15 protein-coding genes and 1 tRNA gene are annotated in these 13766 nt (G+C 70.9%); 9 read left to right on the top strand and 7 right to left on the bottom strand.

Annotated features, from left to right (window positions below):
* Positions 1-109: 109 nt before the first annotated feature.
* Both AC0IY0_RS16595 and AC0IY0_RS16590 read right to left on the bottom strand, forming a co-directional pair.
* Positions 110-430 (bottom strand): rhodanese-like domain-containing protein, encoded by a 321-nt coding sequence (locus AC0IY0_RS16595; protein WP_147906073.1) that lies wholly within the window; start codon positions 428-430, stop codon positions 110-112.
* A 106-nt stretch (positions 431-536) separates the two neighbouring features.
* Positions 537-1817: a glycosyltransferase family 4 protein gene (locus AC0IY0_RS16590; protein ID WP_471764674.1), complete on the bottom strand. Its 1281-nt coding sequence runs from the start codon at positions 1815-1817 to the stop codon at positions 537-539.
* Between the two features lie 158 nt (positions 1818-1975).
* Between AC0IY0_RS16590 and AC0IY0_RS16585 the strand changes: the two genes are divergently transcribed.
* A tRNA-Pro gene (locus AC0IY0_RS16585) sits at positions 1976-2052 on the top strand.
* A 94-nt stretch (positions 2053-2146) separates the two neighbouring features.
* On the opposite strand, the gene AC0IY0_RS16580 is transcribed toward AC0IY0_RS16585, so the two are convergent.
* Positions 2147-3049 carry an MBL fold metallo-hydrolase gene (locus AC0IY0_RS16580; protein ID WP_471764672.1) on the bottom strand — a complete coding sequence of 301 codons (903 nt, stop codon included), beginning with the start codon at positions 3047-3049 and terminating at the stop codon, positions 2147-2149.
* Positions 3050-3307: 258 nt separating this feature from the next.
* On the opposite strand from AC0IY0_RS16580, the gene AC0IY0_RS16575 reads away from it, so the two are divergent.
* The 5 genes from AC0IY0_RS16575 to AC0IY0_RS16555 all read left to right on the top strand — a co-directional run bounded on the left by AC0IY0_RS16575 (position 3308) and on the right by AC0IY0_RS16555 (position 6800).
* A complete protein-coding gene (locus tag AC0IY0_RS16575; RefSeq protein WP_461231020.1) occupies positions 3308-3973 on the top strand; it encodes an SCO family protein in 666 nt (221 codons plus the stop codon).
* Positions 3974-4067: 94 nt separating this feature from the next.
* The gene (locus AC0IY0_RS16570) at positions 4068-5657 is read left to right on the top strand and encodes an OpgD/OpgG family glucan biosynthesis protein (RefSeq protein WP_471764670.1); all 1590 of its coding nucleotides are present in this window, start codon (positions 4068-4070) and stop codon (positions 5655-5657) included.
* A 99-nt stretch (positions 5658-5756) separates the two neighbouring features.
* Positions 5757-5987: a hypothetical protein gene (locus tag AC0IY0_RS16565; protein WP_471764668.1), complete on the top strand. Its 231-nt coding sequence runs from the start codon at positions 5757-5759 to the stop codon at positions 5985-5987.
* A 3-nt stretch (positions 5988-5990) separates the two neighbouring features.
* Positions 5991-6371 (top strand): hypothetical protein, encoded by a 381-nt coding sequence (locus AC0IY0_RS16560; protein WP_471764666.1) that lies wholly within the window; start codon positions 5991-5993, stop codon positions 6369-6371.
* A gap of 180 nt (positions 6372-6551) precedes the next feature.
* Positions 6552-6800: a flagellar protein gene (locus AC0IY0_RS16555; RefSeq protein ID WP_419829501.1), complete on the top strand. Its 249-nt coding sequence runs from the start codon at positions 6552-6554 to the stop codon at positions 6798-6800.
* Between the two features lie 19 nt (positions 6801-6819).
* Here the strand turns inward: AC0IY0_RS16555 and AC0IY0_RS16550 are convergent, their stop codons facing one another.
* From AC0IY0_RS16550 to AC0IY0_RS16535, 4 genes are all read right to left on the bottom strand, one after another.
* Entirely contained in the window at positions 6820-7536 is a 717-nt protein-coding gene (locus AC0IY0_RS16550; RefSeq protein WP_147905651.1) for a YoaK family protein, read from the bottom strand.
* A gap of 232 nt (positions 7537-7768) precedes the next feature.
* Positions 7769-8167 carry a hypothetical protein gene (locus AC0IY0_RS16545; RefSeq protein ID WP_147937668.1) on the bottom strand — a complete coding sequence of 133 codons (399 nt, stop codon included), beginning with the start codon at positions 8165-8167 and terminating at the stop codon, positions 7769-7771.
* Between the two features lie 107 nt (positions 8168-8274).
* A complete protein-coding gene (locus AC0IY0_RS16540) occupies positions 8275-8508 on the bottom strand; it encodes a hypothetical protein (protein WP_471764664.1) in 234 nt (77 codons plus the stop codon).
* A gap of 150 nt (positions 8509-8658) precedes the next feature.
* Complete coding sequence (locus tag AC0IY0_RS16535; protein ID WP_147905653.1) at positions 8659-9285, bottom strand: carboxymuconolactone decarboxylase family protein; 627 nt, start codon at positions 9283-9285, stop codon at positions 8659-8661.
* A 152-nt stretch (positions 9286-9437) separates the two neighbouring features.
* On the opposite strand from AC0IY0_RS16535, the gene hrpB reads away from it, so the two are divergent.
* The 3 genes from hrpB to AC0IY0_RS16520 all read left to right on the top strand — a co-directional run bounded on the left by hrpB (position 9438) and on the right by AC0IY0_RS16520 (position 13658).
* Positions 9438-11894 (top strand): ATP-dependent helicase HrpB, encoded by a 2457-nt coding sequence (gene hrpB, locus AC0IY0_RS16530; protein ID WP_471764662.1) that lies wholly within the window; start codon positions 9438-9440, stop codon positions 11892-11894.
* A 47-nt stretch (positions 11895-11941) separates the two neighbouring features.
* Positions 11942-12367: a PaaI family thioesterase gene (locus AC0IY0_RS16525; RefSeq protein ID WP_147905655.1), complete on the top strand. Its 426-nt coding sequence runs from the start codon at positions 11942-11944 to the stop codon at positions 12365-12367.
* A gap of 139 nt (positions 12368-12506) precedes the next feature.
* A complete protein-coding gene (locus tag AC0IY0_RS16520) occupies positions 12507-13658 on the top strand; it encodes an SMP-30/gluconolactonase/LRE family protein (protein WP_246692561.1) in 1152 nt (383 codons plus the stop codon).
* Positions 13659-13766 lie beyond the last annotated feature (108 nt).

Below are 13766 nucleotides of genomic sequence, written 5' to 3'. Positions count from 1 at the left end.
CCGAGCTTGACGACGTGTCCTTGTCAGACGCGCCGTAACCTACGCGCCCGATTGCTTATTGTGCGAGAGCGCACATCACGGCCCGGGACGGCCGGATTGTTTCGGCGAGCTACTCGATTGCTTCGCCTGCGGCGTACCAATCCTTGAAGCCGCCCTTGTAGTGCTCGGAGATGTCGACGCCCGCCTGCTGGGCAGCCATCAGCGCGTGGACCGAACGAACGCCGGACCCGCACGACAGGACCGGCCGCCGGCCGTCCGCCGCGATGAGGGCGGCCACGGCCTGGGGATCGAACGTGGACAGCGGATGCAGGACAGCGCCGGGGATGTGCCCGGCCTCGTATTCGTGGTCTTCGCGCACGTCGATGACCAGCATCGTGCCGTCGCTCAACCCGCGTTTGACCGTTTCACGATCGAGGTCGACCACCTGCATCGGCGGATCTCCGTTCCGTCCACCCTAGGGCCAGCCCTATGGACTGACGCTTTCCCTTATTCGTCAGGGCGGGGCCGCGCAACTCGCGGTGACCGGCTCGCTCCCGTCAGATCGCCGCGAGCGTCGGGCCGACCGCCGCGAAATGCGCGTCCCAGGTCGGCGGCACGTAGCCGTCGAGGCGCCCGGCGAGTTCCGCGCGCAGGGGGGCGTCGGGTCGGGCGAGGTTCTCGATGGCGTCGGCCCAGCCCGGCCCGTCGAGGGGATCGCGGAACAGCGCGAAGCCGTCGGCAATCTCCCTGTGCACGGGGATATCGGAGGCCACCACCGGGAGACCGGAGGCCGCCGCCTCGACGATCGGGATGCCGTAGCCTTCGGTGAACGAGGGCATCAGCAGCGCGGTGCAGCTGCGGGACAGTGCTGCCAGGCCGTGTGTGGAAAGGCCCGTGACCTCGACCGTGTGGGCGCGCACGCCGGGGCAGCGATCCAGCATGTCGATCGCGCTCTCGGCCTCCCAGCCCCGGCGCCCGACGACGACGAGGCGGGGCGTCGCGGCGCCGTGCAGCTCGGCGAGCCGCCGCCAGATCTGGAACAGCAGCAGGTGGTTCTTGCGGGATTCGATCGTCCCGCAGACCAGGAAGGTCGGCCGGTCGGGCTGGAGGCGCGGCCCCGCGCGCCCGAAGGCGGGCTCGACGCCGAGATGCCCCACCGCCACGGGTGGGCGTCCGAAGCCCTCGGTGGTGAGATGGTCGAGGGTGCGGGCGCCGGTATCGGCGGAGTTGACCAGGATCGCGGCGGCGTGCCGGCCGATCGTGCGCATCCGGAGCCGGTGCCGGTCGGCCTCGCCGGCACGCCCGTATTCCGGATGGGTGATCGGGATGAGGTCGTGGACGAAGAACGCCGCGCGCACGTCGCGCCGGTCGTAGAGCCAATCGAATCGGCGCGGGTTGTCGAGGCGCAGGTGCGATGTGTGCAGGTAAAGCGCGTCGCGGGGCAGGGCGGCGAGCGACCGGCCGCGCGCGGCGATGTCGGCCGCGGTCCGGGCCTGGATCCGACGGCGCTGCACACCCTCGACCGGGGTGGCCTGCGCAGGCGGGGCGGAGGCCAGCGGGGCGCCGAGCCGCGCTGCGAGACCGCGATAGACCGGATCCGAGAGCGCGTCCCGGTCTTCGACCCAGCCCGCCGCCACCGCGTCGACGATGGCGAGGGCACGCTCCCGGTCGAGCACCCGCGGTCCGTACGCCGTGGAGACTATGCCGACGGCCGGTCCGGGCCGCCCCAGATAGAAGCGCGCGTAGGCGAGGTCGACCCGGTCGATTCCCGACGGGCTGGCATGGCGCAGGCGTGTGACGAGGCGCGTGAGATCGAAGGCGATCGGTCGGTCCGTCATGGTCCTCGAGGGCGTGGCGCGAGCGTTCGGCGTGGTGAGACGCGGAGCGGAGGCTCCCCGTAACCGCCCCGGCCGGGGAGGGCCAGGGTCGACGATCCGGCACGGAGGGCTTGCGCGGGCGGAGCGCGACGGCTAAGAGCGCCGTGCCCATGTGGCGTCGGAGTGTAGCGCAGCCCGGTAGCGCACCTGTCTGGGGGACAGGGGGTCGTCGGTTCAAGTCCGGCCACTCCGACCATATCGGTTCCGCCCATCGCGAACACGAGCACGCGGGGCGACATCTTCTAGCATCGGGATCGTCGGCAGTTTCGTTCGCGCGCGTGCGGGGCGAGTTAGTCCGGCGGGGCGTAGGCCGAGCCGTCCGCGGCCCTGACCGGCTCTTCCACGTAGCGACCCTGCTTCGGAACGGCGACAGCGTCGAACGTGTCGGCCAAGGCGTGGAGCGCTCGCCGCATCTCGGGTCCCTCCAGGGGACGGCCGTGACCTGTGATGACGCGCTCCGGTTCGAGAGCGGCGAGGGTCCGGACCGAGTCGCGCGCAGCTGTCCAATCGAGGGTCAGGTACATGGGCGGCCCATGCAGTTCCGGCTCCTGTGTCGCCACCGCATAGGCCGATTCCTGCGCCGTGGTGACGAAGGCATCGCCGGCGATGAGGGTGCGGTCGGCCTCGCGCCAGAACGAGACGTGACCCGGCGCGTGCCCGGGCGTGTGGATCCAGCGCCAGCCACCCATCGGCGGAACGGACCCGTCGGCCGGCAGATCCTGCAACCGATCGGACACGTCGACCGGCCGCGTCGGGTACAGCGGCGACAGGCGACCCAGCAATCCCCCGCCGACGCTCGGATCGGGGGTCGGGTAGGAGGCGCTGCCGTCCAGATACGGACGCTCCAGCGCATGCGCGAAGACCGGAACGTCCCACTCCGCGGCGAGATCCTCCAGCACGCCGACATGGTCGAAATGGCCGTGTGTCAGCACGATCGCGGCCGGCCGCGCGCCCGCGCCGAACCGTGCTTCCGCGGCGGCCTTGATCGCGCCCTTCGCGCCCAGCACGCCCGCATCCACCAGTACCCACCCGCGATCGCCCGCCCCGGGCGCGCCGACGAACACGGTGTTGACCAGCACGAGCCGCCGATACGCGACGTCGGCCGTGATGGCGTGCGTGGAATCGTCCCGCTCTGCGTCACGGGCCGGATCATCGGCGCGGGCCTTCGGATCGACCGGGATCTGCTGGGCCATGTCGGGCGGCTCTCCTGCCAGGTGCCCGAGCAGGCCGGCATCGAGGGACCCGCTCAAGTCATTGCGACCGTGAGGATTTCAACGCCGCGGCCCTCTGCGGTCCGGGCGTGAGGCGCGTTGGCCGCCCCTGTACCGCAAACCGGGCTTCCCGAGGCGGGTTCCCGCTCGGCGATGACGTCCGCCTCGCCGCAGAGTCTTCGCGCGCGGTGTGGCAGACCCCATATTGCGACGACCGACGCACCCGTCGCAGGTTCGAGCATGGCACCGAGTCCCGTCGCCCTCATCGCCTCCGCCGCCATCGTCACCCTGGTCGTTACCGGGACGGGGGCGATCGTCCTGCAGCAGGGATCGCGGTTCAGCCATCCGCGCCGGGTCGGCGGGTCCTTCGCGATGGCGGATCTCGACGGGCGCCCGGTGAGCCAGGCTGACCTGCTTGGCAAGCCGTCGGCCCTGTTCTTCGGCTTCACCCATTGTCCGGAGGTCTGCCCGACGACGCTGTCCACCCTGTCCGGCGCACTCGGCCGCATGGGGCGTGACGCAGACCGGCTGAACGTGGTCTTCGTCACGCTCGACCCGGAGCGGGACACCCCCGACAGCCTGCGGGACTATCTGACCGCGTTCGATCCCAGGATTCGCGGCTTCGTCGGGACGCCCGATCAGGTCGCCCGCATGGCCGATGCCTACCACGTCGCCTACAAGCGCGTGCCGGTCCCGGGCGGCGACTACACGATGGAGCATTCCGCCACGGTCGGCCTGTTCGACAAGACCGGCCGCATGGTCGGGGAGATCGGCTACGGGGAGGATGAGGACCGCACGCTGTCCAAGCTGATCACGCTGGCGCTGCCGGGCCAATGCGCGCCCGGCGGCGGTGCTGCGCTCTGGGAGACCAACGGTCCGACCAACGCCTGCGGCCCGCGAAGCTGAACCTCAGCCGGCTGAGCCGTCAATGGCGCGCTCATTCCAGCGTGGCTAGAGGACGCGGCGGGTCGTCGGAGGGGCGATTCCCGGAGGTTTCAGCTTGATCACGCGACGCGCCCTGACAGCCGTAGGCCTGCTGGCCCTCTCGCCGCTCGCGCGATCAGCCGAGGCCGCATCCGGCGGTCCGCGCCTGGCGCCGCCGGAGCCGATGGATTTCGAACGCCTGAAGGATCTGGCGCGCACACTGCGCGATCGTCCCTACATGCCGCCCCACGAGGCACCCCCGTCGCCGACCCTCGACGCGCTGACCTACGGGCCGCTTCAGGAGATCCGCTACCCGCCAGCGCACGCATTGTTCCCGGAGAGCCCGTACCCGGTCACCTTCTTCCACCTCGGCAACTTCTTCCGTCACCCGGTGAAGATCTTCGCCCTGGAAGGCGGCCAGGCCCGGGAGGTACTGTATTCGCGCGATCTCTTCGCCTATCCCTCCGGCAATCCCGGCCAGGATCTGCCGGACGGCTCGGGCTTTGCCGGCGTACGCTTCCAGAAGGTCCCGGCCGGCCGGCTCGGTGACGACGGCGACTGGCTGGCATTCCTCGGCGCCTCCTATTTTCGCGCCGCCGGTGACGGGGCACAGTACGGCGCCTCGGCTCGGGGAATCGCCATCGATACGGCGGCGGGGCCGGGGAAACCGGAAGAATTCCCAGTCTTCACCCGCTTCTACGTCTCCCCCGCCGCGGACGGGGCGGTCTCGGTGCTGGCGCTCCTCGAAGGCCAGAGCCTGACCGGCGCCTACCGGTTCACCGCGCGGAAGGAGCCGCACGTGGTGATCGACGTCGCCTGCACATTGTATATCCGCAAGGCCGTCGAGCGGTTCGGCGTCGCGCCCCTGACTTCGATGCTGTGGTATTCGGAGGGGATGAGCCGGTTCCTCGCCAGCGACTGGCGGCCCGAGGTGCACGATTCCGATGGCCTGCTGATGCAGACCGGCACCGGCGAGCTGATCTGGCGCCCGCTCAACAACCCGCCGCGCCTCAGCGTCAGCGCCTTCGCGGACACGTCGCCGAAGGGGTTCGGCCTGCTCCAGCGCGACCGGGCGTTCGACAACTACATCGACGACGGCTTCGAGGAGAACCGCCCCCACATCTGGGTGGAGCCCCAGGGCGATTGGGGACAGGGCAGCGTGCAGCTGGTCGAGATCCCGACGCACCAGGAGACCGACGACAACATCGGCGCCATGTGGGTCCCGGCCGACCCGCCCGCCGCGGGTGCCGAGCGCAGCTTTGCCTATCGCCTGCACTGGCCGGTGGCCGAGCCGGTCGCCACCGATCTCGCCCGCTGCGTCGCGACGCGGGCGACCAAGGCGTCCTGGCTGTCCGACGCGGACCGGCGGCCTGGCCGGGCGAACCTCGTGCGCCAATTCGTGCTGGCGTTCGAGGGCGCGGCCTTGGCCGGCCGCGACCCGGAGAAGGCGCAGGTGGCACTCACGCTGTCCCGCGGCACCGCGGAGGAGGTCGGGGCGACCTGGGCGCCCTACGGCAAACCGAGTCCCTGGCGCGTCTTCCTGAAGGTCTACGCCGAAGGGCCGCAGCCGATCGAGATGCGGCTGCAGCTCAAGGATGGAGACCGCCTTCTCTCGGAGACCTGGGCCTACCAGTATTATCCCGAGGCGCCCGGGACGGTGCTGTAGGCGGCGACCGGGCGCATTGCCGACGCCGGCCGGCTGCCCTTAGAAGGTCGAGCCCCGGCCGCAGGTGCCGGTTGTCCCACCGCCGCATCGGAGGCCGTCATGAGCGGCGAACGACCGCCCGGCACCGATCTGCCCGACGCCCTGACCCGGCTGTTGAGAGCGCCCAAGAGCGCGATCTGGCCGACGCCCGAGGATCGGGATCGCCTGCGCCTCGGTCGTCAGCGCCCCCGGCAGCCGAGCCGCGCCGTGATGGGCGTCTGGATCTGGGCGATCCTGTACAACGTGATCGGCTTCGCGATCCTCGCGACCCTGTGGCGGACGATGCACTGACCGATGAACGCACCCCTATGGACCCGGCCCAGATCACGCCGCGCCATCCTGGCCGCCCTGCTCGTCGCGAGTCTGGCCGCCGCCCCGGCCCGGGGGCAGACGCCCGACAGCGCCCTGAACGCCGACGATGGCACCGGGGCCGTAAAGGTCTGCGCGCCTGTGGCGATGCCGCGTTGGCGCTCGATGATTCCGGCCCCGAAAACCTGGACCTTCCTGGACTGCATGGGCTTCTCGGGCGAGATGGGCGCCAGCCACTTCCAGCTCGGCTGCCTGTTCGCCAACGTCACGCCGCACGCGCAGAAATACGCCTGGGGGCCGGTGGTGGCGATCGAGAAGGCGGCCTTGGCCAAGCCGCAGCCGCCCATGCCCAATTGCGGATGGTGACAGGCCGGTTCGGCTCGGGTCGGCCGATCCCGTACGAACTTGCACGGGCAACCCGCATACCAACGCCGATCGACCGTCGACTTTGCGCGGATGAGATCGGCGCAATCCGTTGCATTTGATCGATCCGCGAAACCCTTGTCTCTCGAGTCCGTGCGAGGATCGGTGGGAGGAGAGCCCACGATGATCGACGCGCTTCAGACCGCGACCACCGGGATGACCCGGGCCACCGACCGGCTTGGGACTGCGGCGCAGCGCATCGCGGAGATCGGCGTACCGGTCGGCGATGCGGCACTGCCGCCCGCCGCGCAGGTCGATCTGTCGAGCACCGTCGCGGATCTGATCGGGTCGCGGACATCCTTCGCCCTGAACGCCGCGGTGGCGCGCACCGCCGACCGCATGAGCGGCCAGCTTCTCGACATCACCGCCTGAGGCCCGCGCGACGACGCGCTCACTCGGCCGGGGCCGAGCGGCGCGGGCCGATCGTGGGGGCCGCCAGGAGCGCCAGGATCGCGGCGGCGGCGAACAGCAGCCCGACGCCGATCGCGCGGTACGCGACCACACCCAGGAGGCCACCGCCGAGGAACGCGCCGACCGTCATCAGGTGAAGCCGCAGCTTGTCGGGGTCGTGGCGTTTCGCCAGGGGATCGCCGGCTTTGCGATCGAGCCAGCGCGCGAGTTCGATCCCGATATCGGTGATCATCCCGGTGACGTGCGTGGTCCGCACCCGGGCATCCGTGATCTTCGTCACCACGGCGTTCTGCAGGCCCAGGACGAAGCTCAGGCCGAACACCAGAGCCTCGCCCCGCGCCGGCTCGGCCATGGGGAGTGCGACCAGACCGATCGCAGCAAGCAGGAGGGCCTCGGCCCGGATGCCGTAGGCGTAAGCCCCGGAGGGGGCGTGGCGCCGGCGCCGGCGGATCAGCAGAGTCGAGGTCGCGGCGCCCAGCACGAACAGGATGACGAGGAGCAGCGCCTGGGCGGCGAGGATCAGGTCGCCGGTCCCGGCTCGGTCCGAGATCGCCGACACGTTGCCGGTCATGTTCGAGGCGTAGAACCCAACGGCGTAGAAGCCCGCCGTATTCAGGGCGCCGGCCACCGCCGCCAGGGACCAGGACAGGGTCAGGTCGGCATCGCGGGTGCGCGTCTCGCCTTCATGGACAAGCATGGAATCGCCGATGCCGTTGGGTCAGTCCGGATTGAGTCGGTACTCGTACCCGACCCGCCCCCGATCGGGTACGCGACCACGGCGCAGCGGTGCCCTGCATCGGTTCCGTGGACCAGGCGTAGCCATCGACGGACGGGCGCGCGGGACGAGACCGTTCCGGTGCCACGGCACCCGGGCCGATCCGGACATCACCGTTCGGGTCGCCCGCCGGGATCGTCGCGCCGTCCCGTCCTCACCAGCCGCGATCGTCGCCACCGAGGTGGCGACCGTAGCCGCCTTCGTCGTCGTAATCCGCATCGTCGCGCCAGCGGCGGTGACCGTAGCCCACCGGGACTCGCTCGTAGGTGACCACGCGTCGCGTCGCGTAGACCGGCTCGACGGCGTCGTAGGCGCGGTAGGCCGGCCGCGGCCGGACGACCACGGGGATCGGGGCGTAGCCGTCGTCCTGGATGCCGTACGCGTGGCCGTAGCCCGGCGCGGCCTGGGCGGCAGCACCGATCAGGGCACCGGCCGCCAAGCCACCGATGATGCCGGCCACCACGGCGCCACCGCCGCGTGCCTCGGCGGTCGTGGATGCGAGGGTCCCCGCGCCGATCAGCGCGGCGGCCGAAAGCACAGCGATCCGTTTCATGGCCTGACTCCGAATGAAGCGCGGGATCACCAGGGCGATCCCGATCACAGGAGACAGGATGCCTGGGCGTCGCTGCATCGGCTCTGAAGTCCGCCTGCAGCCACCGTTCAGCTTTCAGTCCCGACGGCGACCATCGGCGCCTCTCGGACGTAGCCCCGGGAAATCAGGCGGCTGCGCTCGCGCGTGCGCCGCTCGGCCTCCATCAGGTCGGACAGGGCGTCGGCGATGGCGCAGCGGAGCGCGATAACGGCATCGCCGCCGGTGAAGCTGAGATAGGCGCGGCTGATCGCGTCGACCGGACAGGCATGATCCGCCTGTGCAGCAAGGGCCTGGGTCAGCATCGGGGTCTCCTTCGTCACACGCCGGAACGAAGGGAGAACAATTCAGAAGGGTTAACGCTTCGTCAACGCATGGCCGCCAACGCGCGAGGGCGTCGGCAAACCCTGTGGATAACGGGGATCCGGATGCCGGAGCGCTGTGGAGAACCCTGTTTACTCCGGAAGCCTCGGGAGGCGCTGACCGTCCTGGGGAATCGGATAGCGTGCCGTGTTCAGCTCCATGGCGAGCAAGGTGTAGTAGCCCGAGATGGCGGCCAGATCGACGATACCGGCCTTCCCGAACCGGGCCTCCGCCCGGGCGTAGGTGGTATCCGAGACGCGCCGCGTATCCTGCAGTTCGGTCGTAAAGTCGTACACGATCGTCTCGTCCTCGCTCATCCGGGCCGGCCGGCGCCCATCGCGGATCGCCGCGACGATCTCGGGGACGATGCCCGCCTTCTCGGCGATGGGGGCGTGGACATACCATTCGTAATCCTGGGTCCAGCGCCGGGCCGTGAGCAGGATCACCAGTTCCGAGAGCGTCGTGCCGATCTTGGGCTTGAAGCGCAGATAGTCGCCCATCGCGCGGGCGAGGGTCATCACCTCGGGCGAGTGCATCAGCGGCTGGAACGGGCCGAACGGCGGCTTGCCGCGGGCCTGCTCGAACGCCTCGGCGGCCTGCTTCTGCTCGGGCGTATAAACCTGCGGCGGGATGGTCGGCAGGCGCTCTTCGGCCGCGATCGAGAGGGTGGGGAACAGGGCCGCGAGCGCCAGGGCGCGGGCGGCGAGGCGGATGCGCATCGTTTCACTCCCAAATCGTTACGCGTACGTTCGCCTCGGCCTGCGGCGCCGGCCAGGGCAGGGGCGGCCGATCGGTTTCGATCGCGCCTCGGCGTCACGGGGGAGCGCCGGGCGGTTGCGCCCCGCGCCGGGCCGGGCCATCAGCGGAGGCGATGGCCGGTCCAACCTCCGCGCTGCCGATCGAGGCCGCACTCCCCGAACTGCGTCGGGTGCTATCCGCCCGGAATGCCGCCGTGCTGGTAGCGCCCCCCGGCGCCGGCAAGACCACGCGCGTCCCCCTCGACCTGCTCGACGCCCCCTGGCTCGAGGGGCGTAAGATCATCCTCCTTGAGCCGCGCCGCCTGGCGGCCCGGGCCGCCGCCGCCCGGATGGCGCAGACCCTGGGCGAGCCGGTCGGCGAACGGGTCGGCCTGCGGGTGCGGCTCGGCTCGAAGATCTCGGCGCGGACCCGGATCGAGGTGGTGACCGAGGGCGTGTTCACCCGCATGATCCTCGACGATCCGGAGCTCGCGGGCATCGGGGCCGTGCTGTTCGACGAATTCCACGAACGGTCCCTCGACGCCGATCTGGGCTTAGCCTTCGCGTGCGATGCACAGGGCGGCTTGCGCGAGGATCTGCGGATCCTGGTCATGTCCGCGACCCTGGATGGCGCCCGCGTCGCGCGGCTGCTCGGCGACGCCCCCGTGGTCGCGTCCGAGGGTCGGGCTTTCCCGGTGGAGACCCGGTACGCCGAGCGCGACCCGAACCGGCGGATCGAGGATTCGGTGGCCGAGGTCACGCTGCGGGCGCTCCGGGCCGATCCCGGGTCGGTGCTGGTGTTCCTTCCGGGACAGGCCGAGATCCGGCGGACGCACGACATCCTGGCCGCGAAGATCGGGCCGGAGGTCCAGCTCGCCCCGCTCTACGGCGCACTCACCCCGGCAGAGCAGGACCGCGCCGTCGCGCCGGCGCCGGCCGGTACCCGCAAGGTGGTGCTGGCCACCAGCATCGCCGAGACCTCGCTGACCATCGAGGGCGTCCGGATCGTGGTCGATTCCGGCTTGGCCCGCGTGCCGGTCTACGAGCCGGGCCTCGGCCTGACCCGGCTGGTCACCGCCCGGGCGTCGCGCGCCTCGGTCGACCAGCGCCGGGGGCGGGCCGGGCGGACCGAGCCGGGGCTGTGTTGGCGGCTGTGGTCGGAGGCCGGCACCAACGCGCTGGAGCCGTTCACCCGCCCGGAGATCCTTTCGGCGGACCTCGCCGGCCTGCTGCTCGACTGCGCAGCCTGGGGCGTGACCGATCCGGGCAGGCTCGCCTTTCTGGATCCACCGCCCGCCCCGGCGCTCACGGAGGCCCGCACCATGCTGGCCGCCCTCGGGGCGCTCGACGCCGACGGTCGCCTGACCGAGGTCGGCACGCGACTGCGCGCCCTGCCGTTGCCGCCCCGGCTCGCCCGGATGGTGACGGCGGCGGCCGGAACCGGCCACGCCCGCGCCGCCGCAGATCTCGCGGCAGTTCTGGTCGAACGTGGGCTGGGCGGCGACGGCATCGACCTCGACGAGCGGGTCGAGCGCTTCCGGCGAGACCGAGGAGCCCGGGCCGCGGATATGCGCCGCCTGGCCGAGAATTGGGCGCGGATCGCTGGCGGCGCGCAACATTACGCCCCGGAAGCCGCCGGCCTGCTGCTCGCCCTGGCCTATCCGGACCGGGTCGCCCGAGCCCGGGGACGGGAGGGCGAGTTCGTGATGGCGAGCGGCCGCGCCGGCCGACTCGATCCGGCGAGTCCACTCGCCCGGGAGACCTACCTGGTCATCGCCGACTTGGCCGGCGCCGCCGGCAACGCTCGCATCCTGGCGGCGGCTTCCATCGGTGCCGACGCGATCGAGAGGCTGTTCTCCGACCGGATCGAGGCGCGCACCGAGGTGACCTTCGATTCGCAGGCCGCCGCCCTGCGGGCCAGAGCGGTCCGGCGCCTGGGTGCGGTCAGCCTCGGAGAGCGGCCGCTGCCTGTCCCGGCCGACACCGCGTCCGCGGAGATCCTCGCCAGCGGCATCGTCGGCCTCGGGATCGATCGGCTGCCCTGGACGCCGGGACTGTCGCAATGGCGGGCCCGCGTGCAGTTCCTGCACGCCGCCGAGGGCGATACGACCTGGCCGGATCTCTCCGACGCCGCCCTCGGGGCCAGTGCCGCAGCTTGGCTGGCGCCGGCGCTCGTCGGACGCAACTCCCTCGCGGCGATCACCCCGGACGACCTCGGCGGCGCCCTCCAGGGCCTGCTGCCCTGGCAGCTCCGCGGCCGGCTCGACGGGGAGGCGCCGACCCATGTCGAGGTGCCGACCGGCTCGCGCATCCCGGTCGACTACACCGAGGCCGAGCCTGTGCTGGCGGTCCGGGTGCAGGAATTGTTCGGCCTGGACCGCCATCCCACCGCGGGCGGCCGTCCCCTCGTGCTGCACCTGTTGTCGCCGGCGCATCGCCCGATTCAGATCACCCGGGATCTGCCGGGCTTCTGGCGCGGTTCCTGGGCGGCGGTGCGTGCAGAGATGCGCGGGCGCTACCTGCGCCATCCCTGGCCGGAAGACCCGTTGGCCGAGGCGCCGACCCGGCGGGCAAAGCCCCGTGGCACCTGAGTTTCGGCAGGCCCGATACCCTTCAACGACACGAGGGACGAGACGCAATGGCGACTGACCCGACACCCTTCGATCCTGCATCCGAGGGCTGGGCGCTGGTGGAGGACGAGGGTTTCATCGCCCATGTCGGCCCGCTCCATGTCCGCGCCGCGGACGGCGCCTACGCGTTCCGTGCGGAGCAGAAGCACGCCAACCTGATCGGGGTGGTCCATGGCGGCATGCTGATGAGCTTCGCCGACCGCGCGTTGGGCGAGACCGCGATGCGGGCCGCCGACGGCGCCAACTGCGTGACGATCCAGCTCGAGATGAAGTTCATCGATGTCGGCCGCCTCGGCGACTGGCTCACCGTGCACCCCGGGGTGGTGAAGCGCACCGGCTCCCTGGTCTTCATGCGCGGGGAGATACGCGAAGGCCCGCGCCTGGTGGCGACAGCAGACGGTGTTTGGAAGATCCTGCGCCGCAAACCCGGTTGATCGAAACGCGGTCCCAGTCATACTGCCGAGATCGGCAAGAGTTAGATCGACGATCGGTCGGCGTACGGGGAGGACTATCGTGCGGCAATCACAGGATGACGCTGTCAGAACTGGACTCGCGCGACCGTCCCGTCGCGCGATGCTCGTCGGTGCTGGCGCAGCCCTTGCCTCGACCACGGCGGCTCTCGGTCAGCCGGAGCCGCCGAGCACCGTGACCGACCCGCCCCGCGACTTTCGTCCCGGCGCGGCCCCGACCACCTACTTCACCGATCCCGACGTCATCACGGTCGATCCGGCCTTCGGCCCCTACGTGGTTCCCAACAGCGCCATCCGCCGCCTCTGGACCGGCGCACTTTGGGCGGAGGGGCCGGCATGGAACAGCCTCGGCCGCTTCCTGATCTGGAGCGACATCCCGAACGACCGCCAGATGCGGTGGCTCGAGGAGGACGGGCATGTCGGCGTCTTCCGCAGCCGCAGCAACAACTCGAACGGCAACACCTTCGATCGCCAGGGCCGCCAGATCTCCTGCGAGCACATCACCCGGCGGGTGGTGCGCTACGAGCTCGATGGCTCAGCCACGATCCTGGCCGACCGCTTCGACGGCAAGCCGTTCAATTCACCCAACGACGTCGAGCAGCACGCCGACGGATCGTACTGGTTCACGGATCCGCCCTATGGCGGTCTCCTGTACGAGGGGATGCCGGACGAGGCGGGCGGCCCCTCGAACCCGCAGGGCCGGATCAATCCACGGCTCGGCCAGGCGGCCGGGATCGCCGTCGGCAAGCGCGCGCTCCCCAACGCGCTCTACCGCATCGACCCGACCGGCCGGATCGACCAGATCCTGACGGACGCGCAGGTGCCGAATCCGAACGGGCTGTGCTTCTCGCCCGACCACAAGACGCTCTACCTGTCCTCCACCGGGAAAGGCCCCGGCGATACCGGAGCCGGCGGCAAGGGCGAGATCTACGCCTTCGATGTCGGGGACGGCCCCAAGCTGTCGAACCAGCGGCTGTTCTCGGATTGCGTCGTGGACGGCGTGAAGTGCGGACCGGACGGCATGCGGGCCGATGTCGACGGCAACCTCTGGGTCGCGAGCAACGCGGGCCGGGCGGTCGGCTACAACGGTGTCACGGTGTGGTCGCCGCAGGGCAAGCTGATCGGCCGCATCCGCCTGCCCGAGGTCTGCGGCAACCTCACCTTCGGCGGCCCGAAGCGGAACCGCCTGTTCATGACCGCGAGCCAGTCGCTCTACGCGGTCTATGTGAACACGCAGGGGGCGGGGCCGGCCTGAACGCGGGTGAGGGCCGACGCCAACCAGATGCGGAACCGCATGAGGCTGGATGTCCCTTCTCCACCTGAGCCTGATGCGCACGCCCCGGCGTGCGTCGGGATGCGGCCG

The sequence above is a fragment of the Methylobacterium sp. AC315 genome, assembly GCF_979253755.1.
The sequence above is the reverse complement of the archived record's forward strand: the minus strand, read 5'-3'. Positions and strand labels throughout refer to the sequence as shown.

Bases quoted from the DNA above. Each gene is read 5' to 3' on its own strand.
- AC0IY0_RS16525 (WP_147905655.1), top strand. From the start codon at position 11,942: ATGGCGACTGACCCGACACCCTTCGATCCTGCATCCGAGGGCTGGGCG.
- hrpB (WP_471764662.1), top strand. From the start codon at position 9,438: ATGGCCGGTCCAACCTCCGCGCTGCCGATCGAGGCCGCACTCCCCGAA.
- AC0IY0_RS16550 (WP_147905651.1), bottom strand. From the start codon at position 7,536: ATGCTTGTCCATGAAGGCGAGACGCGCACCCGCGATGCCGACCTGACC.
- AC0IY0_RS16560 (WP_471764666.1), top strand. From the start codon at position 5,991: ATGAACGCACCCCTATGGACCCGGCCCAGATCACGCCGCGCCATCCTG.
- AC0IY0_RS16590 (WP_471764674.1), bottom strand. From the start codon at position 1,817: ATGACGGACCGACCGATCGCCTTCGATCTCACGCGCCTCGTCACACGC.
- AC0IY0_RS16595 (WP_147906073.1), bottom strand. From the start codon at position 430: ATGCAGGTGGTCGACCTCGATCGTGAAACGGTCAAACGCGGGTTGAGC.
- AC0IY0_RS16545 (WP_147937668.1), bottom strand. From the start codon at position 8,167: ATGAAACGGATCGCTGTGCTTTCGGCCGCCGCGCTGATCGGCGCGGGG.
- AC0IY0_RS16575 (WP_461231020.1), top strand. From the start codon at position 3,308: ATGGCACCGAGTCCCGTCGCCCTCATCGCCTCCGCCGCCATCGTCACC.
- AC0IY0_RS16520 (WP_246692561.1), top strand. From the start codon at position 12,507: ATGCTCGTCGGTGCTGGCGCAGCCCTTGCCTCGACCACGGCGGCTCTC.
- AC0IY0_RS16555 (WP_419829501.1), top strand. From the start codon at position 6,552: ATGATCGACGCGCTTCAGACCGCGACCACCGGGATGACCCGGGCCACC.
- AC0IY0_RS16580 (WP_471764672.1), bottom strand. From the start codon at position 3,049: ATGGCCCAGCAGATCCCGGTCGATCCGAAGGCCCGCGCCGATGATCCG.
- AC0IY0_RS16565 (WP_471764668.1), top strand. From the start codon at position 5,757: ATGAGCGGCGAACGACCGCCCGGCACCGATCTGCCCGACGCCCTGACC.
- AC0IY0_RS16540 (WP_471764664.1), bottom strand. From the start codon at position 8,508: ATGCTGACCCAGGCCCTTGCTGCACAGGCGGATCATGCCTGTCCGGTC.
- AC0IY0_RS16535 (WP_147905653.1), bottom strand. From the start codon at position 9,285: ATGCGCATCCGCCTCGCCGCCCGCGCCCTGGCGCTCGCGGCCCTGTTC.